Origin of the sequence: Comamonas sp. MYb21, assembly GCF_037479395.1 — a bacterium.
Lineage (GTDB): Bacteria > Pseudomonadota > Gammaproteobacteria > Burkholderiales > Burkholderiaceae_C > Comamonas.
In genome coordinates this window covers 75,244-97,333 of sequence record NZ_JBBGZC010000012.1, presented here as the reverse complement: position 1 = coordinate 97,333, position 22,090 = coordinate 75,244, and the positions used below count along the sequence as shown (strand labels likewise).

Annotated in this window: 21 protein-coding genes and 3 tRNA genes; 9 read left to right on the top strand and 15 right to left on the bottom strand. The window is 63.8% G+C overall.

From position 1 onward, the window contains the following. Positions 1 to 5: 5 nt before the first annotated feature. A complete protein-coding gene (locus WH367_RS18560; protein ID WP_158400492.1) occupies positions 6 to 503 on the bottom strand; it encodes a Fur family transcriptional regulator in 498 nt (165 codons plus the stop codon). A gap of 76 nt (positions 504 to 579) precedes the next feature. After that, positions 580 to 1,131, bottom strand: coding sequence for a peptide-methionine (S)-S-oxide reductase MsrA (msrA, locus tag WH367_RS18555; protein ID WP_312990161.1), 552 nt, complete (start codon positions 1,129 to 1,131; stop codon positions 580 to 582). A 205-nt stretch (positions 1,132 to 1,336) separates the two neighbouring features. Here msrA and WH367_RS18550 point away from each other — a divergent pair, with 205 nt between their 5' ends. From WH367_RS18550 to WH367_RS18525, 6 genes are all read left to right on the top strand, one after another. Next, on the top strand, positions 1,337 to 2,011 hold the full coding sequence (locus WH367_RS18550; RefSeq protein WP_339537168.1) for a TetR/AcrR family transcriptional regulator: 675 nt from the start codon (positions 1,337 to 1,339) through the stop codon (positions 2,009 to 2,011). Next, the gene (locus tag WH367_RS18545) at positions 2,008 to 3,222 is read left to right on the top strand and encodes an efflux RND transporter periplasmic adaptor subunit (protein WP_339537167.1); all 1,215 of its coding nucleotides are present in this window, start codon (positions 2,008 to 2,010) and stop codon (positions 3,220 to 3,222) included. Before WH367_RS18550 ends, WH367_RS18545 begins: the two co-directional genes overlap by 4 nt. A 3-nt stretch (positions 3,223 to 3,225) precedes the next feature. Beyond that, on the top strand, positions 3,226 to 6,390 hold the full coding sequence (locus tag WH367_RS18540) for an efflux RND transporter permease subunit (protein ID WP_339537166.1): 3,165 nt from the start codon (positions 3,226 to 3,228) through the stop codon (positions 6,388 to 6,390). A 60-nt stretch (positions 6,391 to 6,450) separates the two neighbouring features. Next, positions 6,451 to 7,164, top strand: coding sequence for a protein-L-isoaspartate O-methyltransferase family protein (locus WH367_RS18535; RefSeq protein ID WP_021025840.1), 714 nt, complete (start codon positions 6,451 to 6,453; stop codon positions 7,162 to 7,164). Positions 7,165 to 7,217: 53 nt separating this feature from the next. Next, positions 7,218 to 7,553, top strand: coding sequence for a rhodanese-like domain-containing protein (locus WH367_RS18530; protein ID WP_021025841.1), 336 nt, complete (start codon positions 7,218 to 7,220; stop codon positions 7,551 to 7,553). A gap of 80 nt (positions 7,554 to 7,633) precedes the next feature. Beyond that, positions 7,634 to 9,052 (top strand): TolC family outer membrane protein, encoded by a 1,419-nt coding sequence (locus tag WH367_RS18525; protein ID WP_339537165.1) that lies wholly within the window; start codon positions 7,634 to 7,636, stop codon positions 9,050 to 9,052. A gap of 39 nt (positions 9,053 to 9,091) precedes the next feature. On the opposite strand, the gene WH367_RS18520 is transcribed toward WH367_RS18525, so the two are convergent. The 13 genes from WH367_RS18520 to uvrB form a co-directional block, all read right to left on the bottom strand. Beyond that, entirely contained in the window at positions 9,092 to 10,234 is a 1,143-nt protein-coding gene (locus tag WH367_RS18520; protein WP_339537164.1) for a hypothetical protein, read from the bottom strand. A gap of 200 nt (positions 10,235 to 10,434) precedes the next feature. Continuing rightward, a tRNA-Val gene (locus WH367_RS18515) sits at positions 10,435 to 10,509 on the bottom strand. Positions 10,510 to 10,546: 37 nt separating this feature from the next. Beyond that, a tRNA-Val gene (locus tag WH367_RS18510) sits at positions 10,547 to 10,621 on the bottom strand. A gap of 39 nt (positions 10,622 to 10,660) precedes the next feature. Continuing rightward, a tRNA-Val gene (locus WH367_RS18505) sits at positions 10,661 to 10,735 on the bottom strand. Positions 10,736 to 10,793: 58 nt separating this feature from the next. Further along, positions 10,794 to 11,510 (bottom strand): DNA polymerase III subunit epsilon, encoded by a 717-nt coding sequence (dnaQ, locus tag WH367_RS18500; RefSeq protein ID WP_339537163.1) that lies wholly within the window; start codon positions 11,508 to 11,510, stop codon positions 10,794 to 10,796. A 71-nt stretch (positions 11,511 to 11,581) separates the two neighbouring features. Beyond that, entirely contained in the window at positions 11,582 to 11,920 is a 339-nt protein-coding gene (fdx, locus tag WH367_RS18495; RefSeq protein ID WP_021025845.1) for an ISC system 2Fe-2S type ferredoxin, read from the bottom strand. 29 nt (positions 11,921 to 11,949) lie between these two features. Beyond that, on the bottom strand, positions 11,950 to 13,815 hold the full coding sequence (gene hscA, locus WH367_RS18490) for a Fe-S protein assembly chaperone HscA (RefSeq protein WP_339537162.1): 1,866 nt from the start codon (positions 13,813 to 13,815) through the stop codon (positions 11,950 to 11,952). Between the two features lie 126 nt (positions 13,816 to 13,941). After that, positions 13,942 to 14,460, bottom strand: coding sequence for a Fe-S protein assembly co-chaperone HscB (gene hscB, locus WH367_RS18485; RefSeq protein WP_339537220.1), 519 nt, complete (start codon positions 14,458 to 14,460; stop codon positions 13,942 to 13,944). 115 nt (positions 14,461 to 14,575) lie between these two features. Next, positions 14,576 to 14,899: an iron-sulfur cluster assembly protein IscA gene (gene iscA, locus WH367_RS18480; RefSeq protein WP_021025848.1), complete on the bottom strand. Its 324-nt coding sequence runs from the start codon at positions 14,897 to 14,899 to the stop codon at positions 14,576 to 14,578. Between the two features lie 6 nt (positions 14,900 to 14,905). Continuing rightward, a complete protein-coding gene (iscU, locus tag WH367_RS18475) occupies positions 14,906 to 15,304 on the bottom strand; it encodes a Fe-S cluster assembly scaffold IscU (protein ID WP_133856012.1) in 399 nt (132 codons plus the stop codon). A gap of 36 nt (positions 15,305 to 15,340) precedes the next feature. Then, on the bottom strand, positions 15,341 to 16,561 hold the full coding sequence (locus WH367_RS18470) for an IscS subfamily cysteine desulfurase (RefSeq protein WP_339537161.1): 1,221 nt from the start codon (positions 16,559 to 16,561) through the stop codon (positions 15,341 to 15,343). 152 nt (positions 16,562 to 16,713) lie between these two features. Next, complete coding sequence (gene iscR / locus WH367_RS18465) at positions 16,714 to 17,250, bottom strand: Fe-S cluster assembly transcriptional regulator IscR (RefSeq protein WP_021025851.1); 537 nt, start codon at positions 17,248 to 17,250, stop codon at positions 16,714 to 16,716. Positions 17,251 to 17,469: 219 nt separating this feature from the next. Continuing rightward, positions 17,470 to 19,563 carry an excinuclease ABC subunit UvrB gene (gene uvrB, locus WH367_RS18460; RefSeq protein WP_339521217.1) on the bottom strand — a complete coding sequence of 698 codons (2,094 nt, stop codon included), beginning with the start codon at positions 19,561 to 19,563 and terminating at the stop codon, positions 17,470 to 17,472. A gap of 144 nt (positions 19,564 to 19,707) precedes the next feature. Here uvrB and WH367_RS18455 point away from each other — a divergent pair, with 144 nt between their 5' ends. The 3 genes from WH367_RS18455 to WH367_RS18445 all read left to right on the top strand — a co-directional run bounded on the left by WH367_RS18455 (position 19,708) and on the right by WH367_RS18445 (position 22,038). Then, entirely contained in the window at positions 19,708 to 20,907 is a 1,200-nt protein-coding gene (locus WH367_RS18455) for an amino acid aminotransferase (protein ID WP_021025853.1), read from the top strand. Between the two features lie 254 nt (positions 20,908 to 21,161). Beyond that, positions 21,162 to 21,407 (top strand): GlsB/YeaQ/YmgE family stress response membrane protein, encoded by a 246-nt coding sequence (locus tag WH367_RS18450; RefSeq protein WP_021025854.1) that lies wholly within the window; start codon positions 21,162 to 21,164, stop codon positions 21,405 to 21,407. A 79-nt stretch (positions 21,408 to 21,486) separates the two neighbouring features. After that, complete coding sequence (locus WH367_RS18445) at positions 21,487 to 22,038, top strand: hypothetical protein (protein WP_021025855.1); 552 nt, start codon at positions 21,487 to 21,489, stop codon at positions 22,036 to 22,038. Positions 22,039 to 22,090 lie beyond the last annotated feature (52 nt).

The window sequence follows — 22,090 nt, the reverse complement described above, 5'->3', positions numbered from 1 at the left end:
GGAGATCAGGATTTTTTGGGGTCGTGCTTGCAGTCGGCGCACAGGCCCTGCAGGCGCAGCTCGGTCTGCTCCGGCGCCAGGCCCTGCTCCTGCAGCACCTGCAGGTACTGCGCCATCGCCTGGTTGACCTGGGCCGTGGCAGCGTCGCCGGCACGCTCCTCCAGGCTTTGCACCGAATGGCAGTCGGTGCATTCATAGCGCACCTGCAGCGGCTCCTGCGCATCGGCGCGCAGCGCATAGCGCGTCAGGCGCTCGGCATCCACACTTTTGACCAGCTTGCCGGCAGCGGCCAGGCGGTCGAGCAGGCGGTAGCTGGTGACCCGGTTGACGTCGACGCCCATCTTCTGCAGCCGGGCCTGCACCTCGGCCACGGACCACTGCATGCCCGGCTGGCTGCCGACCAGAGCCAGCAAGGCCTTGGTGGCGCGCGTGGCACGCATGCCGGGCGGCAGGGACTGCACGCTCAAAGCGGCAGTGGCGGGGGATGGAGTGCGGGCGGACATCGGTGGCTGGGAGCAATGGCTTTGATGCAATTGTGTTGCATTATGCCCATCGCCCGCGCCCGGCAGCCAGGTGGCCCTACTTCAACCAGTCTGCAAAGCGGGTTTCCAGCTTGTCGACCTTGGGCGCCACCACATAGGTGCAATAGGGTTGGCGCGGGTTGTTGTCGAAATAGTCTTGGTGGTAGGCCTCGGCGTTCCAGAAATGCTGCAGCGGCTCCACCTCGGTGACCACCGGCGCGCCCATCTGGCCGGAGGCATTGAGCTTGTCGACAAAGGCTTGGGCCTGGGCCAGCTGCTCGGGCGTCGTGGTGTAGATGCCGCTGCGGTACTGCGGGCCCACATCGTTGCCCTGGCGATTGAGCGTGGTCGGGTCATGCGTCGCAAAGAAGATATGCAGCACCTTGTCCAGCGGCAGCACCTGCGGCTCGAAAGTCAGCTCCACGCATTCGGCATGGCCCGTCGTTCCCGTGCAGACCTGCTCGTACGTGGGATTGGCGATCTGGCCATTGGCATAGCCGCTGACGACCTTGACAACGCCACGCACCCGCCCGAACACGGCCTCGGTGCACCAAAAACAACCACCGGCGAGATAGATTTTTTCCACGGGGGACTGGGCTTCATTTGACATCATGACTCCGGCAACAAAAGGGCCAAACATTCAGGGGCAGGCGCGCAAAAACTGCCGCTGGCTGGTTTCATTTTTAACAGAGAAAAAGACAGCCATATGCCAATGCGTTCTCTATTTGTATCACCACGTTGTGCTTGACTTGTCGCGGGCAGCCGCCTACATTACTAACCCACTGGTCATTAACTGTTAAATTGCGCTGCCCACCGTGTCCACCCCGCCTCCCCCCCCTGCTTTGGCTACGCCTGCGCCCCGCCGCAGCCGCCGCAAAGAGGCCCGGCCCGGCGAGCTGCTGGATGCGGCGCTGGACCTGTTTGTCAGCAAAGGCTATTCGGCCACCAAGGTCGAAGAAGTGGCCCGGCAGGCCGGCGTCTCCAAGGGCACGCTGTTTTTGTATTTTCCGAGCAAACAAGAGCTGTTCGAGGCCGTGGTGCGCCATGTGCTCAGCAGCCGCTTTGCCGAGTGGGATCTGGAGCTCGACAGCTACCAGCACGACACTGCCACCCTGATCCACTACTGCTACGAGGTCTGGTGGCAGCGCATTGGCTCGACCAAGGCCTGCGGCCTGCCGCACCTGGTGATGGCCGAGGCGCACAACTTTCCCGAGATCGCGGCCTTCTACCGCCAGGAAGTGGTGCTGCCCGGCAACCGCCTGATCGAGCGCGTGCTGCGCCGGGGCATGGAGCGCGGTGAGCTCGCCCCGCTGGACCTGGACTATGGCGTGACCCTGGTGCTGGCCCCGCTGATCTTTTGCGCCAGCGTCAAAAGCACCGGCGGCTTTTGCCTGCCCAACCCGGATTTTGATGTGCCCCGCTTTTTGCAGATGCAGGCCGATGCACTGATGCATGGCCTGGGCTGCCGACGCCAGGGTGGCGCAACATGAAGCGCGTACTGCCCTGGCTGGCGGCCGCCGTTGTCATCGCCCTGCTCACCAGCGGGCTGTGGCGTGGCCTCCAAACCCAGCAGCAGCGCCAGCAAGCCCTCGCCCAGGCCGAGCAGGCCAAGGCGCAGGCGGTCTACCAGCTGGCCGCCAGCGACGCGATCACCGTGGCGCCGCAGACCCTGGTGCTGAGCCTGCCCATCAGCGGCACGGTGCAGGCGGTGCACACCGCCATCATCAAGGCCCGCATTGCCGGCGAGCTGCAGCAGCTGCAACTGCGCGAGGGCGACCCGGTGCAGGCCGGCCAGGTGGTCGCCCGGGTCGACAGCACCGAGAGCCAGGCCCGCCTGGCCCAGGCCCAGCAACAGGCCGATGCGGCGCGCGCGCAGCAAGATATTCAGCAGCGCCAGTACGACAACAACCGCGCCTTGGCCAACCAGGGCTTTATCTCGGCCACCGCTTTGGAGTCGTCGCAGTCGCAATGGCAGGCCGCACAGGCCAATTACCAGGCGGCACGCTCGGCCGCCGATGTGCTACGCAAAAACCTGAGCGACACCGTGCTGCGCAGCCCGATCCAGGGCCAGGTGGCCCGCAAATGGGTCAGCAATGGCGAAAAGGTCGGGCCGGACGCCAATGTGCTGGAGATTGTCGACCTGCGTGAATTGGAGCTGCAGGCCCAGATGCCGGCGGCCGATTCGCTGCAGCTGCGTCTGGGCCAGACGGCGCAATTGCAGGTTGACGGCAGCGGCCAGACCGTCATCGCAGAGGTGGTGCGCATCAACCCGCAGGCCGATGCCAACAGCCGCAGCGTGACGGTGTATTTGCGTATTGCGCCGCCAGCGGCATCCGCAGGCGCTGCCGCACCTGCGCTGCGCCAGGGGCTGTACCTGCAGGGACAACTGGCCACCGGCGAGCTGCAGACGCTTGCCGTGCCGCTGGCCGCCGTGCGCACCGACAAGCCCGAGCCTTATGTGCAGTTGCTGAGCCCAAACGCCGGATCGGGCGAACCAGGCGATACTCTGCGGGTACAGCACCAGCCCGTGGTGCTGGGCGCGCGCAGCCAACTCCAGGGCAAGACCTGGGTGGCCATCCGCCAGGGTCTGCAGGCCGGCCAGCGCATTCTCGGCGGCCAGGTTGGCCAGCTGCGCGAGGCCACGCCCGTCCGCTTGGCGCCCGAGGCCGCACCCGCCAAAGCCGCATCGCCCGCGTCCTGATCCATGTGGTTCACCCGCCTCAGCCTGAACAACCCGGTGCTGGCCACGATGATAATGGCCGCACTGGTGGTGCTGGGCCTGTTCTCACTGCAGCGCCTCAAGGTCGACCAGTTCCCGAATATCGATTTCCCGGTGGTCGTCATCACGGTGGACTACCCCGGCGCCGCGCCGGAGATTGTCGAGAGCGAAGTCACCAAGAAGATCGAGGAAGCGGTCAACGCCGTGGCCGGCATCAGCGCCCTCACCTCGCGCAGCTACGAGGGCACGGCCGTCATCATCATGGAGTTCCAGATCTATGTGGACGGGCGCCGCGCGGCTGAGGATGTGCGCGAGAAGATCGCTGCCGTGCGCCCCTTGCTGCGCGACGAGGTCAAAGACCCGCGCGTGATCCGCTTTGACCCGGCAGACGCCGCCGTCTGGTCGTTAGCCCTGCTGCCTGACCCGAGCCGAGGCACGCCGCCCAGCGCGATTGCGATGACCTCCTGGGCCGACCAGGTGCTCAAGAAGCGCCTCGAGAATGTACGCGGCGTGGGGGCCGTGAGCCTGGTGGGTGGCACGCCACGCGAGATCAATGTCTACCTGAACCCGCAGCAGATGGAGGCGCTGTCCATCTCGGCGAGCGAAGTGGCCGATGCCGTGCGCCGCGAGAACCAGGATCTGCCGCTGGGCTCGGTGCGCTCGCGCGAGCAGGACCGGCTGGTGCAGATCGACTCGCGCATGAAGCGGCCCGAGGACTTCAACCAGATCATCGTGGCCCGCCGCAATGGCGCGCCCATCTACCTGCACCAGGTAGCGCGCGTGCAGGATGGCGCGCAGGAGCTGAAGAACCTGGCCTTGTACAACGGCACGCGCACCCTGCTGCTGTCGATCCAGAAATCGCAGGAGGAAAACACCATCGAGGTGGTGGACGGCCTGCGCCGCGCAGTGGCCGAGATCACGCCCGAGCTGCCGCCGGGCCTGCGGCTGGAGCCGATTGCCGATGCCTCGCGCCCGATCCGCGTGGCCGTCGACAACGTGCGCCAGACCCTGGTCGAGGGGGCGGTGCTCACCGTGCTGATCGTGTTTCTGTTCCTGCACTCCTGGCGCTCGACGGTCATCACCGGCCTGACCCTGCCGATCTCCATCATCGGCACCTTCTTTTTCATGTATGCCTTTGGTTTCACCATCAATATGGTGACCCTGATGGCCTTGTCGCTGTGCGTGGGCCTGCTGATCGATGACGCCATCGTCGTGCGGGAGAACATCGTGCGCCACCTGCAGATGGGCAAATCCGCCTACCGCGCGGCGCTGGAAGGCACGCAGGAGATTGGCCTGGCCGTGCTGGCCACCACCTTGTCGATCGTCGCGGTGTTTCTGCCCATTGGTTTTATGGGCGGCATCATCGGCAAGTTCTTCCATGAGTTTGGCCTGACCATTGTGGTCGCCGTGCTGCTGTCGATGTTTGTCAGCTTTACCTTGGACCCGATGCTCTCCAGCGTCTGGCATGACCCCAGCGTGCACAAGGGCGGCAAGCCCGCACGCAACGGGCTTGCACGGGCGCTCGACCGGGCGCTGGCTGGCTTTGAGGCCGCCACCGAGCAGCTGAGCGCCGGCTACCAGCGCCTGCTGGCCTGGGCGCTGCGCCACCGCTTGACCAGCCTGCTGGTGGCGCTGGCGATCTTTATCCTCAGCCTGCTGCTGCTGCCACTGCTGGGCACCGAGTTTGTGCCGCGCGCCGATTTCTCCGAGACCCAGATCCGCTTCAATGTGCCGGTGGGCGCGTCGGTCGAAGCGACCGAGGCCCGCGCCCGCCAGGTCGAGGACGTCGTGCGCCGCAACCCGGCCGTGCGCTACACGCTGACGACGATCAACACCGGCAATGCCAACGGCAAGAACTACGCCAGCATGTATGTGCGCCTGGTGGACCGCAGCGAACGCAGCCAGGATGTGCAGCAGATATCGGCCAGCCTGCGCGCGGAGCTCAACCAGATCGCCGGCATCCAGGTGACGCACGTGGGCCTGCTCGAAGCGGTGGGCGGCCAAAAGCAGGTGGAGTTCTCGCTGCAAGGCCCGGATCTGCAGGAGCTGGAACGTCTGGCACGCCAGGTGAGCGAGCGCCTGCAGCATATCCCCGGCCTGGTGGACCTGGACAGCAGCGTGCTGGAGCGCGAGCCCATCGTGCAGCTGCAGTTCAACCGCGATGCCGCGTCCGACCTGGGCCTGCCGATGGGCCAGGTGGCCACCGCATTGCGCACCCTGGTCGAAGGCGACACGGTGGGCAACTGGCGCGCGGGCGACAACCAGACCTATGACGTGCGGGTGCGCCTGGCGCCCGAGGCGCGCGAAAACCCGCAGATGCTGGCCCAGCTGCCACTCACCGCCATGGGCGCCAATGGCCAGCCCCATACGGTGCGCCTGAGCCAGCTGGCCACCTTGACCGAAACCACCGGCCCCAACCGCATCAACCGCCGGGCGATGAACCGCGAAGTCGCCTTCAATGCCAACGCCAACCAGCGCAGCGCCGGCGAAGTGGCCGCCGATATCCGCGCGGTGCTGGCGCAGACCACCTTCCCGCCCGGCTACCGCTATGAATTTGCCGGCAGCACCAAGAACATGCAGGAGTCCTTTGGCTACGCGCTGTCGGCACTGGCCTTGGCGGTGATCTTTATCTACATGATTCTGGCCAGCCAGTTCCGCAGCTTCTTGCAGCCGCTGGCGCTGATGACCTCGCTGCCACTGACCTTGATTGGCGTGGTGCTCACCTTGATGATGTTTGGCACCACCTTGTCGATGTTCTCCATCATCGGCGTCATCTTGCTGATGGGCCTGGTCACCAAGAATGCGATCTTGCTGGTGGACTTTGCGATACGCGCCCGCCAGCCCCAGCCTGGCGAAGACGGCCAGATGGTGCCCGGCCTGCCCCGTGAGCAGGCACTGCTGCTGGCCGCCCAGGTGCGGCTGCGCCCCATCTTGATGACCACCCTGGCCATGGTGTTTGGCATGGTGCCGCTGGCCTTTGCGATGAGCGAAGGGGCCGAGCAGCGCGCGCCACTGGGCCAGGCGGTGATTGGCGGGGTGATCACCTCGTCGCTGTTGACCCTGGTGGTGGTGCCCGTGGTGTACTGCTACCTCGATGATTTTGCGAAATGGGCCGCCCAAAAGTGGCGGCGTCCCGCTATGGAACCCTAAGCGGCCTAAAATAAGGGGTTTTTTCTTGCCCCACCCCCAACAAGCCAACCGGAGTCTGCAATGAGTTTGCCACTGAACATGTCCCCCAGCACGGATGATAAATACCGCGCAGCACGCTACAACATGGTCGAGCAGCAGGTTCGCCCCTGGAGCCTGGGCGACGAACAGGTGCTGGCGCTGATCGGCACGCTGCGCCGTGAAGAATTTGTACCCGATGGCCTGCAGGACATGGCGTTCATGGACATCCAGCTGCCACTGCTGGGCGATGACGGCGAAGAAGCCGTTGCCAATGGCCACTGCATGCTGCCTCCCCGCGTCGAAGCACGCGTGCTGCAGGATCTGAAGCTGCAAGCCCATGAAAACGTGCTGGAAATCGGCACCGGCTCGGGCTACATGGCCGCGCTCATGTCGCGCCTGGCCAAGCAGGTCACCTCGCTGGAGATCGAGCCTGCGCTGGTCGAGCTGGCCCGCGCCAACCTGCACCGCGCCCAGATCAAGAATGTCGATGTGGTGCTGGAAGACGGCTCCAACGCCCAGGCCATCGGCGGCAGCTATGACGTGATCGTGCTGAGCGGCTCGGTCTACGAAGTGCCAGCGGCGCTGCTCGACAAGCTCAAGGAAGGCGGCCGTCTGATCGCTTTTGTGGGCACCGAGCCGATGATGCGCACCACCGTCTACACCCGCACGCAAGGCAAGCTGACGATCAGCCAGCCTTGGGACACCGTGGTGGCACGCCTCAAGGGCTTTGCCGAGGCACCCCGCTTCAAGTTCTGATGACCCCCGCAGCGCGGCGGCCTGGGGGCCGGCTGCGCTGCAGAAAGTGATGTATGGAGCAAATCCGCCCCGCGCAACTCAATGAATGGCTGGCCCAGCATGCTGACCAGAACCCCCTGGTGCTGGATGTGCGCGAGCCCTGGGAGCTGCAGACTGCCTCGGTCAAGCCCGAAGGTTTTGAGCTGCTGAATATCCCGATGCAGCAGATTCCCGCGTCGCTCAACCTGCTCGATGAAGACCGCCCCATCGCCTGCCTCTGCCACCACGGCATGCGCAGCATGCAGGTTGCCGTGTTCCTGGAGCGCCAGGGCTACAGCCAGATCAGCAACCTGACCGGCGGCATCGACCTCTGGACGGCTGAGCGCGACCCCTCGGTGCCGCGCTACTGACCTGCGGCCCGCGCCGTTTGCGGCGCGGCATCGGCCTCTGCCCTGGCCGCGCCTCCCCTTGTACCACCCCCTTCTGCACCATGCGCCAAGCCCCTGCCCTGCCTCGTCTGAGAACAACCTGCGCCGCAGCTGCTGCGCTGCTGCTGGGCCTGGCCCAGTGGCCGGCCCAGGCCCAGAGCCTGATGCAGATGGTGGAGCAGGCCAGCGGCTATGACGCGCAGTGGCAATCGGCCCGCGCCAACCTGGATGCGGCCATTTCCCGGGGCGAGCAGGCACGCGCCGGTTTGCTGCCCCAGGTGGGCCTGCAGGCGCAGTCGCAGTACAGCCACACGGCCATCAACAACCCCGAGCTGCACCTGAACGGCCCCGACCACCAGATCGGCATCACGGCCAGCCAGCCGCTCTACCGCCCGGCCAACCGCATTGCGCTGGAACAAGGCAAATTGGGCGGCGATATCGCCCGGCTGCAGCTCGATGCCGCGAGCCAGGATTTGCTGGTGCGGGTGGCCCAGGCCTACTTCGATGTGCTGGCCGCGCAGGACAGCATGGTGTTTGTGCAGGCCCAAAAGGCTGCCGTCAAAGAGCAGCTGGCCGCTGCCAAGCGCAACTTTGATGTGGGCACGGCCACCATCACCGATTCGCGCGAAGCCGAGGCCCGTTTTGACCTGGTGCGCGCGCAGGAGATCGCCGCCGAGAATGACCTGACCGTCAAACGCCTTGCGCTGGACAACGCCGTGGGCACACCCGGCAACCAGCCCTGGCCGCTGAAGCAGCCGGTGCTGCTGCCGGCGACCACGCCCGACAATGTGCTGATGTGGGTGGACCAGGCCCAGAGCGAGCAACCCCAGATCCGCATTGCCCAGCTGGCTACCAACAATGCCCGGCTGGACACCAAGAAGGCCGAAACCGGCCACCTGCCCACCGTGGACCTGCAGGCCACCGTGGGCCGCCAGCTCTACCCCAAGGGCAGCATCACCATGCCCACCCATGGCTACAACGCCAACCAGGCGACCGTCGGCGTGGTGCTCAATGTGCCGCTGTTTGCCGGTTTTTCCGTGCAGAACCGGGTCAAGGAAACGCTGGCACTGGAGAGCAAGGCCGAGGCTGACCTGGACAATGCCCGCCGCACCGTAGCGCAGAACGTGCGCAGCGCCTTCTTTGGCCTGCAGTCCAACGCCAGCCAAGTCAAGGCATTGGAAGCCGCCGAGGCATCGAGCCAGCTCGCGCTCGATGCCAACCTGACCGGCTACCAGGTGGGTGTGCGCATCAATATCGATGTGCTCAATGCCCAAAGCCAGCTCTACCAGACCAAGCGCGACCTGGCCCTTGCCCGCTACAACACCTTGCTCGGCCAGCTCAAGCTCAAGCAGGCGGCCGGCACCTTGGCGCTGAACGATATCGAGGTGCTGGACCGCAGCATGCTGACCAGCACGGCGCCCGCCGCCGCAGCTCCCGGCGCGTTGCCTGCGACCCAGCCCGCCCCCTCATCCGCACGCTAAAGCGCTCCACGCGCCTGGGCAGGGCCGCACTGCGCGCCATCAAGGCAGGTTGCCAAACAAGGCCGGCCGCGCTGCATCAGAGGGCAGCACACAGGCGACATCATGGGCGCAGCCCGGCACGATGGACAGCGGCTGCGGGCGCGCTGGCTGCAGCACCTGGGCCACATAGGCGGCATAGCCCTCCCCTCGCTGGCGGCGAAACGGCCCTTGCAGCATGGCGGCGCAGGATTTATCGAGCGCGCCATAGCTCGTGCCCTTGCCGGCATGGTTGTCGAGGGCGCCTTCCAGATAGTGAATATCCGCCTGGCGGTAGCGCTCGCGCGCCTGCGCAGCGGTGGACCTCAGGTTGGACGGCAGCGCCTGCGTGCCGTATTTCCAGTCGTGGTAGCCCGGGCAGGATGCCTCTTGAGGCAGTTGCATGCGGTAGTCGCAACCACCATCGCTGCAGGCAGCCCAGTCCACATCGCGGCCCGCGCGCTGGGGCTGCGGGCGCGGTGGATCGAAATACAGCCAGGTGCCGGGGTCGGCGACGACATAGCGCAGCGATACAGCGGCAGGCGGCTGCTGGGCAAAGCCGATGCTGCGCTGGAGCATCTGCCCACCGGCAGAAAAGCCCGCTAAGGTGATGTGGCGCACGCTGGGCCAGCGCTGGTGGATATGGGCAACCAAGGCATCGAGCGCGGCAATCGCGTTGATCGGGGTCCTGCCAGCACCGGCCTGGGAGTTTTGCCCGGCCAGCCAGCTGCCGCAGGTCCACAGCGCATCACCCGGCTCCGGCGCAGGCGTGCCCTTGGTGCGGCAGCGCTCGGCCTTGTCGCTGGCCACCTGGTAGAGCGGCGCAATGACCAGGGTCTTGTCCAAGCGCCCTGCCCTGCGTGCGGCATCCAGCGCGGCATTGAAGCTGCGGTTGGCATCGCGCGGGTGCCCATGCATGATCAAGAGCGCCGTTTGCGGCCCGCCAGATCCATCGGCATTTTCGGCTTGCGGCGCTTGCGAGGCATAGAAATGCATGCGCCCGGCCTGGCCTGGCAGCGCAAAGCCTTGGTAACAGGCGTCTGAAGCCTGTTCGGTACAGGTCTGTGGCGCCGATGCTGGGGTGGATGGCGGGCTTGAAGCTGCCCAGCCACTGCCAGCCAGCAAGGCGGCCAGGCCAACACCAAAAGCGAGTGTGCGAGCGGTCATATCGGTACCGTGGTAGTCCCAAGACCTGCCATCCTAGGCCTTTGTGGCCCAGCGGTGCAGCACCGGGGCGGGATTTACCTGGCAGCGACAGGCCCGATACATGAACGGCGTGGTGGACTGCGCTGCAGCCTGCGCAGCGCATGCACAAGCGCGCAAAAACAAAAAACCTCTTGAACATCACATTCAAGAGGCTTGTTGTTTGGTGGGTGATACATGGATCGAACATGTGACCCCTGCCGTGTGAAGGCAGTGCTCTACCGCTGAGCTAATCACCCCAGGCACGCCCCAAAGAGGCCTACCGAATCTAAATTGTGGTGGGTGATACATGGATCGAACATGTGACCCCTGCCGTGTGAAGGCAGTGCTCTACCGCTGAGCTAATCACCCCAAGCATGCCCCAAGGGACATACCGCAACGACGATGGATTGGTGGGTGATACATGGATCGAACATGTGACCCCTGCCGTGTGAAGGCAGTGCTCTACCGCTGAGCTAATCACCCAAAATCTCTCGCCGTCAAGCCCTCTATTATGACAGCAAATATTTGCTGGCTGTGAGAATTAGGCCAATTTTCTCCAAATAGTTTTGCCGCCGCTGGATTTGTCCAGCTGCGTCAGCACCTCGTCATGGGCAGCGAGCTCCGCGTCCGACGGCTGGATCACCGGCAGATCGAACTGCGCAAAATCCACTTTCTTGACCACCATCGCCGCGTTGGACTTGCTGTTCGACGCCATGCTGTCGGACGACAGCAGCTGCTCCTGGCCGCGCGTCATGTTGATGTAGACGTCAGCGAGCAGCTCGGCATCGAGCAAGGCGCCATGCAGGTCGCGGCCGGAATTGTCCACTTCCAGGCGGTCGCACAGCGCATCGAGCGAGTTGCGCTTGCCCGGGAACAGGTCGCGCGCCATCAAGAGCGAATCGAGCACACCGCTCACCATGCTGACCAGAGGCGGCATGCCCACCCGTTCGAACTCCTTGTTCAGGAAGCCCATGTCGAATGGCGCATTGTGGATGATCAGCTCAGCGCCTTCGAGGTAGGCGCGGATCTCTTCGGCTTTCTCGTGGAAACGCGGCTTGTCGGCCAGAAACTCGCTGGTGATGCCGTGCACGCGCAGCGCGTCTTCATGGCTTTCCCGGTCGGCATTGAAGTACAGGTGCAGGTTGTTGCCGGTGAGCTTGCGGTTGAGCAGCTCGACGCAGCCGAGCTCAATGACACGGTCACCATCAACGACTGACAGACCCGTGGTTTCCGTATCCAGAACAATTTGGCGCGACATCTACAGCTTCCTCGACTCAAAACACCGATTGTAAAAGCCGGTCGCACCTGCGCGCCCGGCCCGGCCCACGCTCAGTGGTTTTCCTTGGCGTGGTTGATCGAGTACTTGGGGATCTCCACGGTCACATCCTCGCGCGCCAAAATGGCCTGGCAGGACAGGCGCGACTGCGGCTCCAGGCCCCAGGCGCGGTCGAGCAGATCGTCCTCTTCCTCCTCGGAAGGGTCCATGGAGTCGAAACCCTGGCGCACGATCACGTGGCAGGTGGTGCAGGCCCGGCTCATGTCGCAGGCGTGTTCGATGTTGATGCCATTGTCCAGCAGCGCCTCGCAGATCGACGTTCCGGTGGGCGCCTTGATCTCGGCGCCTTGGGGACAGTATTCGGCATGGGGCAGGATTTTGATGATAGGCATGGGAATGTGGTTCTTCTTGCTGTAGTCGGTTAAATGGATTGCACGTTCTTGCCAGCCAGGGCCTGGCGGATGCCACGGTTCATGCGCTCGGCGGCAAAGGCCTCGGTGCCCTTGGCCAGAGCATCGGTGCTGGCCTCGATCTCGGCGGCACTCTCGCTGCTGGACAGGGCCCGGCGCAGCTGGTCCATCAGCGCGTCGACCTGGCTGCGCTCGGCGTCAGTCAGCAGGTCGCCATCGGCATCGAGCGCGCTTTGGGTGGCAATCAGCAGGCGGTCGCCATCCACGCGCGCTTCGACCAGCGCACGGGCCTGCATATCGGCCTGGGCGGTGCTGAAGCTGTCGCGCAGCATATGGGCAATCTGGTCGTCCGAGAGGCCGTACGAGGGCTTCACATCGATATGCGCTTCGACACCGCTCACCAGCTCTTGCGCGCCTACGCTCAGCAGGCCATCGGCATCGATGGTGAAGGACACGCGGATGCGTGCAGCGCCCGCTGCCATTGGCGGGATGCCCCGCAGCTCAAAGCGCGCCAGGCTGCGGCAGTCAGCCACCAGATCGCGCTCGCCCTGCACCACGTGGATGGCCAAGGCCGTCTGGCCATCCTTGTAGGTGGTGAAGTCCTGGCCGCGTGCGGTCGGAATGGTTTCGTTGCGGCTGACAATGCGCTCGACCAGGCCGCCCATGGTCTCGATGCCCAGCGACAGCGGGATTACATCGAGCAGCAGCAGGTCGCCATTGGTGTCGTTGCCGGCGAGCTGGTTGGCCTGGATCGCAGCTCCCAGGGCCACCACCTCGTCGGGGTTCAGGTTGGTCAGCGGGGGCTTGCCAAAGAAGTTGCCGACTGCAGTCTGTACCTGGGGCATGCGCGTCGAGCCGCCCACCATCACCACGCCTTGCACCTCGTCCTTGGCCAGCTGGGCATCAGCCAGCGCGCGGCGCACGGCCGTCAGGGTGCGGGCCGTCAAGGCCTGCGTGGCCGCATCAAAATCGGCCCGGCTCAGCGGCAGCGCAATATCCTGGCCCGACAGCTGCGCGGAGAACGTCACCTGGTCGGCATCGGTCAGCGCCTCTTTGGCGGCCTTGGCAGCGAGGCGCAATACCGCCTTGTCCTGCGCGCTCTGCACCGCGCCGCCGGTCTTCTCCAGCACCCACTGGCCCAGTGCGGCGTCATAGTCGTCACCGCCCAGTGCCGAGTCACCGCCGGTGGCGATCACTTCAAACACACCGCGCGTCAGGCGCAGCACGGAAATATCAAAGGTGCCGCCGCCCAGGTCGTAAACGGCGTAGATGCCTTCGGACGCATTATCGAGACCATAGGCAATCGCCGCAGCGGTGGGCTCGTTGATCAGGCGCAGCAGCTTGATGCCGGCGAGCTGGGCCGCATCCTTGGTGGCCTGGCGCTGCGCATCGTCAAAGTAGGCTGGCACGGTGATCACCGCGCCGTACAGGTCATTGTCGAAGGTGTCTTCTGCGCGGTAGCGCAAGGTGGCCAGAATCTCGGCGCTGATCTCCACCGGGGTCTTGAGGCCGGCCACGGTCTCGATGGCCACCATGCCGCTGCCCTCGGGCTGCACCAGTGCATAGGCCAGTTGCTCGGGCGCATGGATATCGGCCAGGTTGCGGCCCATCAGGCGCTTGGCCGAGGCAATGGTGTTGGCAGCATCCACGCCGGGATGGGCGAGCGCCGCATAGCCGATATCGCGCTTGCCATTGGCGTGGTAATGCACCACCGATGGCAGCAGCACCCGGCCTTCGTCATCCGGCAGGCATTCGGCCACGCCGTTGCGCACGGCAGCGACCAGCGAGTGCGTGGTGCCCAGATCAATGCCCACCGCAATACGGCGCTGGTGCGGATCAGGAGATTGGCCAGGTTCTGAAATTTGGAGCAGTGCCATGGATGCGATCTATCTTGTGTTCTCTTGCCTGCGGCCCGCGCGGGCGCGCGGAGGCAGCGGTCTCAATGGGGGTGTCGCCAAGGCATGCTGTGCGGCCTGGTGGGCCGCCCTGCCTTGGTCAAAAGCCTATTGTCCCAGTTGCTCGCGGCGGCGGTCGATGTCGCCGCTAAATCGCGCAACAAACATGAGGGCTCTCACCTGCTGGGCCGCTTGCGCGTAGTCGCGCTCCACATCCAGCAGCTGCTGGCAGCGGGCCAGCATCGTGCGGCGCGCGCTGCCGACCTGGTCATCCAAGGCATCAACGTCGGTCTGGCTCTGCGCGTCTTCCAGTGCCTCGCGCCACTCCATCTGCTCCATCAGAAAAGCAGTGGGCATGGCGGTGTTGTCCTCGGCGCGGATGGGCGCGTCATGCATCTCGCACAGGTAGGCAGCGCGCTTGAGCGGGTCCTTCAAGCGCTGGTAGGCCTCATTGATGCGCACCGACCACTGCATGGCCACGCGCTGGGCGGCAGCCCCTTGCGACGCAAAGCGGTCCGGATGGGCCTGCTTTTGCAAGGCCTTCCAGCGCTCAGCCAATTGCTGGGCATCTTGCGCAAACTGCAGCGGCACGGCGAACAGTTCAAAATCGTTGGATTGCAGATTCATCATGAAAAAACCGCCTGGCAAAAGCACAGGCGGTTTGCAGTTTTGGCATCAGCGATGCCGACAAACAAGGCCGGGTCAGCCCATGAAGGCCAACCGGGCGCCTGAACCTGAGGCCTCAGATCCTGAAGCTCTCGCCACAACCGCAGCGATCACGCTCGTTGGGGTTGTGGAACTTGAAGCCCTCATTGAGGCCTTCGCGCACAAAGTCCAGCTCGGTGCCGTCGATGTAGGCCATGCTTTTGGGATCGACCAGCACCTTGACGCCATGGTCTTCAAACACCACGTCCTCAGGCGCTGCCTCGTCCACATACTCGAGCTTGTAGGCCAGACCCGAGCAGCCGGTGGTCTTCACGCCCAGGCGCACACCCACGCCATGGCCGCGACGCGACAGGTAGCGGTTGATGTGGCGCGCAGCCGACTCAGAAAGCGTGACAGCCATGGCGTTTTAAGCCTCCGCCTTGGCGCTGTGCTTGGCCTTGTAGTCGTTGACTGCCGCCTTGATCGCGTCTTCAGCCAGGATCGAGCAGTGGATCTTCACCGGTGGCAGCGCCAGCTCTTCAGCGATCTGCGCGTTCTTCAGCGCGGCGGCTTCGTCCAGGGTCTTGCCCTTGACCCATTCGGTCACCAGCGACGACGAGGCAATCGCCGAGCCGCAGCCGTAGGTCTTGAAGCGTGCGTCTTCGATCACGCCGGTGTCGGCATTGACCTTGATCTGCAGCTTCATCACGTCGCCGCAAGCCGGAGCGCCGACCATGCCGGTGCCCACCGATTCATCACCCTTGTCGAACGAGCCCACGTTGCGGGGGTTTTCGTAATGATCAATCACTTTGTCGGAATATGCCATCTTGGTACCTCTTTACAGTTAGCGGCTGCGCCGGCTTTAGTGGGCAGCCCACTGGATGGTGCTCAGATCAACACCGTCTTTGTACATTTCCCACAGGGGGCTCAACTCGCGCAGCTTGGTCACGTTTTCACGGATCGATGCCACGGCGTAGTCGATGTCTTCATTCGTCGTGAAGCGGCCAAACGTCATGCGCAGGCTGCTGTGGGCGAGCTCATCGCTGCGGCCCAGCGCGCGCAGCACATAGCTGGGCTCCAGGCTGGCGGAGGTGCAGGCCGAACCCGAGGACACGGCCAGACCCTTGATGCCCATGATCAGCGATTCGCCTTCGACGAAGTTGAAGCTGATGTTCAGGTTGTGCGGCACGCGGTGGTTCAGGTCACCGTTGACGAACACTTGTTCGATGTCCATCAGACCGTCCAGCATGCGCTGCTGCAGCGCCTTGGCATGGGCGTAGTCCTTGGCCATGTCTTCCTTGGCGATGCGGAAAGCCTCGCCCATACCGACGATCTGGTGCGTCGCCAGGGTGCCCGAACGCATGCCGCGTTCATGGCCACCGCCGTGCATCTGCGCTTCGATGCGCACACGGGGCTTGCGGCGCACGTACAGCGCGCCAATGCCCTTGGGACCATAGGTCTTGTGCGAGGCCAGGCTCATCAGGTCGACCTTCAGCGCGGTCACATCGATCTCGACCTTGCCGGTGGCCTGGGCCGCATCGACGTGGAAAATGATGCCCTTTTCGCGGCAGATGTTCCCGATGGTGTCGATGTCCTGGATCACGCCGGTTTCGTTGTTCACGAACATGACGCTGACCAGGATGGTGTCGGGGCGAATCGCCGCCTTGAACACGTCCAGATCCAGCAGACCGTCTTCCTTGACGTCCAGGTAGGTGACCTCGAAGCCTTCACGCTCCAGCGCACGCATCGTGTCCAGCACGGCCTTGTGCTCGGTCTTGACGGTGATCAGGTGCTTGCCCTTGCCCTTGTAGAACTGCGCAGCGCCCTTGAGCGCCAGGTTGTCCGACTCGGTGGCACCGCTGGTCCAGACGATTTCACGCGAATCGGCATTGATCAGCGCGGCGACTTGCGCACGGGCCTTTTCAACCGCCTCTTCCGCCGTCCAGCCCCAGGCATGGCTGCGCGATGCAGGGTTGCCGTAGTTCTCGGACAACCAGGGAATCATCGCTTCAACCACGCGGGGGTCCACGGGCGTGGTGGCGCCGTAATCAAGGTAAATAGGGAAGTGTGGGGTCGTGTCCATATCTGGCTCTACTGGCGCGTGCTGGTGGGCACCCGCAAAAACTCAAAACGCAATCATCGAATGAACTTGCCGCACCCGGTTCAGGGCGTAACAAGGCCTCCCGGCACCGCGAAAGGCACCGGGGGATGCGGCGACCAGCGCCGCATCAACAATCAGGATTTGGCAAACACATTGCCCAGTGCAAACACCGAGTTCGGTGCGGTGACACGGATGGGCTTGACAACCGGCGTGGTCGAGATAGCGCGGCGCACGATGGGCTTGTCTTCGATCTGGATACCCTTGGCCAGTTGGTCATCGACCAGCTTTTGCAAGGTGACTGAATCGAGAAACTCGACCATGCGCTGGTTCAGCGATGCCCAGAGTTCGTGCGTCATGCAGCGACCGGCCTCACCCATACAGTTTTCCTTGCCGCCACACTGCGTGGCGTCAATAGGTTCATCTACCGAGACAATGATGTCGGCAACTGTGATCTCAGCGGCCTTGCGGGCCAGGGTGTAGCCGCCACCGGGACCACGGGTGGACTCCACCAGTTCATGGCGGCGCAGCTTGCCAAACAGCTGCTCCAGATACGACAGCGAGATCTGCTGACGCTGGCTGATCGCAGCCAAAGTTACCGGGCCATTGTTCTGGCGCAAAGCCAGATCAATCATTGCAGTCACTGCAAATCGGCCTTTGGTGGTGAGACGCATAATCGTTCCTTAGAGGTCAGGCTTGATAACCATAGACGCCCAATGCAAGCAAGCCACCCGCAATGACATCGTCGTAGCCTGTCGCTCCACCCTGCATGCAGGGTAGGTCCCATTCATCGATAGGCTTTTTTCTTGTTGTTGAGTAATTTGTGTCAGTATAGCACAATGCCCCCTGAATTCGCTCGGGTAAGCAAAGATTACTTACAGAAACTGACATCCCTAGAGGCTGCGGGTATTCCCTGCCTCTGGAGAGGCCCCACCAAAAGCCCTTTGTTTCAATATGGTTAATTGGTCGCGCGCCTGGGCTGCGGCCTCGAATTCGAGGTTGCGCGCCGCCTCCAGCATCTGCTTTTCCAGGCGCTTGATTTCCTTGGCAATCTCTTTCTCGGACATGTCCTCGACCTGGGCGCGGCTCATCGCCACCTGCTGGGCGCGGTCCATGTCGTCGCTGGCCTTGGTGCTGTAGACGCCATCGATCAAATCACGCACTTGCTTGACAATGCTGCGCGGCACGATGCCATGCTCCGCATTGAAGGCCATCTGCTTCTCGCGGCGGCGACTGGTCTCGTCCATCGCCTTGCGCATCGAGTCGGTGATGCGATCGGCATACAAAATCGCCTTGCCATTCATGTTCCGTGCCGCACGGCCAATGGTCTGGATCAGGCTGCGCTCGGCACGCAGAAAGCCTTCCTTGTCGGCGTCCAGGATGGCCACCAGCGAGACCTCGGGGATATCGAGGCCTTCGCGCAGCAGGTTGATGCCCACCAGCACATCAAAGGTGCCCAGGCGCAGGTCGCGGATGATCTCGACGCGCTCGACGGTCTCCACATCGGAGTGCAGGTAGCGCACCTTCACGCCGTTGTCGGTCAGGTACTCGGTCAGCTGCTCGGCCATGCGCTTGGTCAGCGTGGTAATCAGCACCCGCTCCTGCACCTTCACCCGGGCATGGATTTCCTGCAGCACATCGTCGACCTGGTGGGTCGCAGGGCGCACTTCCACCTCGGGATCGACCAGGCCGGTGGGCCGCACCACCTGCTCGACGATCTTGCCCGCATGGGTCTTCTCGTACTCGGCCGGCGTGGCCGAGACAAACACCACCTGGCGCATGCGCTGCTCGAACTCGCCAAACTTGAGCGGGCGGTTGTCCAAGGCGCTGGGCAGGCGAAAGCCATACTCGACCAGGGTGGTCTTGCGCGCCTTGTCGCCGTTGTACATGGCATTGAGCTGGCCGATCATCTGGTGGCTCTCGTCAAGAAACATCAGCGCGTCCTTGGGCATGTAGTCCGTCATCGTCGGCGGCGGATCGCCCGGCGCCGCGCCCGAGAGGTGGCGGCTGTAGTTCTCAATACCCTTGCAGTGCCCCACCTCGGTCAGCATCTCCAGGTCGAACCGGGTGCGCTGCTCCAGGCGCTGGGCTTCCACCAGCTTGCCCTCGCCCACCAGCTGCTTGAGGCGCAGCGCCAGCTCTTCCTTGATGGTCTCGACGGCCACCAGCACCTGGTCGCGCGGGGTCACATAGTGGCTGCTGGGGTAGATGGTGAAGCGCGGCACTTTCTGGCGCACGCGGCCGGTGAGCGGGTCAAACAGCTGCAGGCTCTCGACCTCGTCGTCAAACAGCTCGATACGCACCGCCATCTCGCTGTGCTCGGACGGAAACACATCGATGGTGTCGCCCCGCACGCGGAAGGTACCGCGCGAGAAATCTGCATCATTGCGCTTGTACTGCATGCGCACCAGCTGGCCAATCGCATCGCGCTGGCTCAGCTCATCACCCACGCGCAGGATAAAGCGCATCTTGGTATAGGACTCGGGCGAGCCGATGCCGTAGATGGCCGAGACGGTGGCCACGACGATGGTGTCGCGGCGCTCGAGCACGCTCTTGGTGGCCGACAGCCGCATCTGCTCGATGTGCTCGTTGATGGCGCTGTCCTTTTCGATGAACAGGTCGCGCTGGGGTACATAGGCCTCGGGCTGGTAGTAGTCGTAGTAGCTGACGAAGTACTCCACCGCGTTCTTCGGAAAGAACTCGCGGAACTCGCTGTACAGCTGCGCGGCCAGCGTCTTGTTGGGCGCAAACACGATGGCCGGGCGCCCGGTGCGCGCGATCACATTGGCCATCGTGAAGGTCTTGCCCGAGCCCGTGACGCCCAGCAAGGTCTGAAAGGCCTCACCGTCATCAATGCCTTCCACCAGCGCATCGATGGCCGCCGGCTGGTCGCCCGCAGGCGGATACGGCTGGAACAAGGTGAAGGGCGAGCCCGGATATTGGATGAATTCCCCCTCGCGGGGTGCCTCTGGAGTGACTTCGTGCATAGGTCGGGTATGCCACGCGCGAGCGGGCGTCGCTAGAATACGGGGTTAACCCCAAAGCGTACTGCAAAATTGCGGTGGAGGCGATGGCCTCTTGTTTGGCATTTGGGGGTACAAAGCCAGATTTCTACCTACCAAGGACTACACATGTCTCTTTTCTCTTCCGTCGAAATGGCCCCACGCGACCCCATCCTGGGTCTCAATGAGCAGTATGCCGCCGACACCAACCCGCAAAAAGTGAACCTGGGCGTGGGTGTGTATTTCGACGACAACGGCAAGCTGCCGCTGCTGCAGTGCGTGCAGGCCGCAGAGAAAGCCATGATGGACAAGCCCACGCCCCGTGGCTACCTGCCTATCGACGGTATCGCTGCCTATGACAACGCCGTCAAGGCCCTGGTGTTCGGCGCGGATTCCGAAGTCGTGGCTTCCGGCCGCGTGGCCACCGTGCAAGCCGTGGGCGGCACTGGCGGCCTGAAGATTGGTGCGGACTTCCTCAAGCGCCTGAACCCCCAAGCCAAGGTGCTGATCTCGGACCCCAGCTGGGAAAACCACCGCGCGATCTTCCAGAACGCCGGTTTTGAAGTGGCCAGCTACCGCTACTACGACGCGGCCAACCGCGCCATCGATTTCGACGGCATGATCGCCGACCTGAACGCCGCCGCCGCTGGCACCGTGGTGGTGCTGCACGCCTGCTGCCACAACCCCACCGGCTACGACATCAGCGCCGCCCAGTGGGACAAGGTCATCGAAGTCGTCAAGGCCAAGAACCTGGTCGCCTTCCTGGACATGGCCTACCAAGGCTTTGGCCACGGCATCGCCGAAGACGGCGCCGTGATCGGCAAGTTCATCGCTGCGGGCCTGAACATTTTTGTGTCCACCTCATTCTCCAAGAGCTTCTCGCTCTACGGTGAGCGCGTGGGCGCGCTGTCCGTGGTTGCCACCGACAAGGAAGAAGCCAGCCGCGTGCTGAGCCAGCTCAAGGTCGTCATCCGCACCAACTACTCCAACCCACCGACCCACGGTGGTGCCGTGGTGGCCGCCGTGCTGAACAACCCCGAGCTGCGCGCGCTGTGGGAAAAGGAACTGGGCGAAATGCGCGTGCGCATCAAGGAAATGCGCCAGAAGCTGGTGGACGGCCTCAAGGCCGCTGGCGTGAAGCAAGACATGGGCTTTATCACCACCCAGATCGGCATGTTCTCGTACTCGGGTCTGAGCAAGGACCAGATGGTGCGCCTGCGCTCCGAGTTCGGCGTGTACGGCACGGACACCGGCCGCATGTGCGTGGCTGCGCTCAACAGCAAGAACATCGAGCACGTCTGCGCATCGATCGCCAAGGTCGTCGCTTAATTCTCTGACCGCCTTCCGGACTGGGCCCTTCGCGGCCCGGCTCGGCCAAAAGCAGCCCGCGCCGGCAACGGCACCGGCTGCTTTTTTCATACGCATGACAGCGCCAGTTCACCGTTGTTTATGACGTAAAGCCGCAGGATTTGAAGCCTTCTCCTACAAACAGCCTTAAAGTGCCTTGGTACGCTTCAGGGCGTATTGGCCAGGGCCGCCTCAACCCGAGGCACTGGCGTTCACAGCTCAACGGAGAACCACGCATGTCCATCATTGGAACCATTTTCATCGGCCTGATTGTTGGCCTCATTGCACGCGCCATCAAGCCCGGGGACGACAAGATGGGCTGGATCATGACCATCCTGCTGGGCATTGCCGGCTCGCTGCTGGCCACCTACGCCGGCGTGGCGATGGGCTGGTACCAGGAAGGCCAGGCAGCAGGATGGATCGCCTCCATCGTCGGCGCCATCATCTTGCTGGTGCTCTACGGCCTGGTCCGCAAGCGCTAAGCACCCGGCAGCCTGCGCCAGCCGGGGCCACCCGCTGCCGCAGGTTTTTTTCCGCTTTTGACCTCACTTCCTGACCCCCATGAAACTTGGACGCAAGCCCCGCCCCCTCTCCGCACTGCAACTGGCCGCCCAGACCGGCAACCCTGCGCTGCTGGAGGCGGTTGAGCAGTCCCAAAAGCTGCTGCACCGCAAAGCCCTGATGGCCGCTCTGGCCAGCGCCACGCCGGTGCCCGGGCTCGACATGGCGGTGGATGCCGCCTTGCTGTCGCGGCTGATTCCGCAAATCAGCAATTACTTTGGCCTGAGCGACGAGCAGATTGCGCGCCTGACCCCTGCCAAACGCGCCAAGGTGCAAAACACCGTCAACATGCTCGGCGGCGTTCTGGTGGGCAAGCTGATCACCAAGGATGTGATCATGCGCGGCGCCAAGGCACTGGGCATGCGCCTGACGGTGCAGCAGGCCAGCAAGTATGTGCCGATTGCCGGCCAGGCCGTATCGGCCGCCCTGGGCTACGCCACCTTGCGCTACCTGGGCGAGCAGCACCTGCGCGACTGCGTGCGCGTGGCGCATGAAGCGGGGATTGTGCTGCCGGTGGTCTATGCGCCTGCGCTGGACCAGGACAAGCGCTAAATCTGCGCCAGGCTGGCTCGGTGCTGCGCCGCGCGCCAGTGCATTTCTCCCT

Excerpts from the sequence above, each read along its gene's own strand:
- WH367_RS18560 (WP_158400492.1), bottom strand. The coding sequence starts at position 503 with ATGTCCGCCCGCACTCCATCCCCCGCCACTGCCGCTTTGAGCGTGCAG.
- msrA (WP_312990161.1), bottom strand. The coding sequence starts at position 1,131 with ATGTCAAATGAAGCCCAGTCCCCCGTGGAAAAAATCTATCTCGCCGGT.
- WH367_RS18545 (WP_339537167.1), top strand. The coding sequence starts at position 2,008 with ATGAAGCGCGTACTGCCCTGGCTGGCGGCCGCCGTTGTCATCGCCCTG.
- WH367_RS18540 (WP_339537166.1), top strand. The coding sequence starts at position 3,226 with ATGTGGTTCACCCGCCTCAGCCTGAACAACCCGGTGCTGGCCACGATG.
- WH367_RS18535 (WP_021025840.1), top strand. The coding sequence starts at position 6,451 with ATGAGTTTGCCACTGAACATGTCCCCCAGCACGGATGATAAATACCGC.
- WH367_RS18530 (WP_021025841.1), top strand. The coding sequence starts at position 7,218 with ATGGAGCAAATCCGCCCCGCGCAACTCAATGAATGGCTGGCCCAGCAT.
- WH367_RS18525 (WP_339537165.1), top strand. The coding sequence starts at position 7,634 with ATGCGCCAAGCCCCTGCCCTGCCTCGTCTGAGAACAACCTGCGCCGCA.
- WH367_RS18520 (WP_339537164.1), bottom strand. The coding sequence starts at position 10,234 with ATGACCGCTCGCACACTCGCTTTTGGTGTTGGCCTGGCCGCCTTGCTG.
- dnaQ (WP_339537163.1), bottom strand. The coding sequence starts at position 11,510 with ATGTCGCGCCAAATTGTTCTGGATACGGAAACCACGGGTCTGTCAGTC.
- fdx (WP_021025845.1), bottom strand. The coding sequence starts at position 11,920 with ATGCCTATCATCAAAATCCTGCCCCATGCCGAATACTGTCCCCAAGGC.
- hscA (WP_339537162.1), bottom strand. The coding sequence starts at position 13,815 with ATGGCACTGCTCCAAATTTCAGAACCTGGCCAATCTCCTGATCCGCAC.
- hscB (WP_339537220.1), bottom strand. The coding sequence starts at position 14,460 with ATGAATCTGCAATCCAACGATTTTGAACTGTTCGCCGTGCCGCTGCAG.
- iscA (WP_021025848.1), bottom strand. The coding sequence starts at position 14,899 with ATGGCTGTCACGCTTTCTGAGTCGGCTGCGCGCCACATCAACCGCTAC.
- iscU (WP_133856012.1), bottom strand. The coding sequence starts at position 15,304 with ATGGCATATTCCGACAAAGTGATTGATCATTACGAAAACCCCCGCAAC.
- WH367_RS18470 (WP_339537161.1), bottom strand. The coding sequence starts at position 16,561 with ATGGACACGACCCCACACTTCCCTATTTACCTTGATTACGGCGCCACC.
- iscR (WP_021025851.1), bottom strand. The coding sequence starts at position 17,250 with ATGCGTCTCACCACCAAAGGCCGATTTGCAGTGACTGCAATGATTGAT.
- uvrB (WP_339521217.1), bottom strand. The coding sequence starts at position 19,563 with ATGCACGAAGTCACTCCAGAGGCACCCCGCGAGGGGGAATTCATCCAA.
- WH367_RS18455 (WP_021025853.1), top strand. The coding sequence starts at position 19,708 with ATGTCTCTTTTCTCTTCCGTCGAAATGGCCCCACGCGACCCCATCCTG.
- WH367_RS18450 (WP_021025854.1), top strand. The coding sequence starts at position 21,162 with ATGTCCATCATTGGAACCATTTTCATCGGCCTGATTGTTGGCCTCATT.
- WH367_RS18445 (WP_021025855.1), top strand. The coding sequence starts at position 21,487 with ATGAAACTTGGACGCAAGCCCCGCCCCCTCTCCGCACTGCAACTGGCC.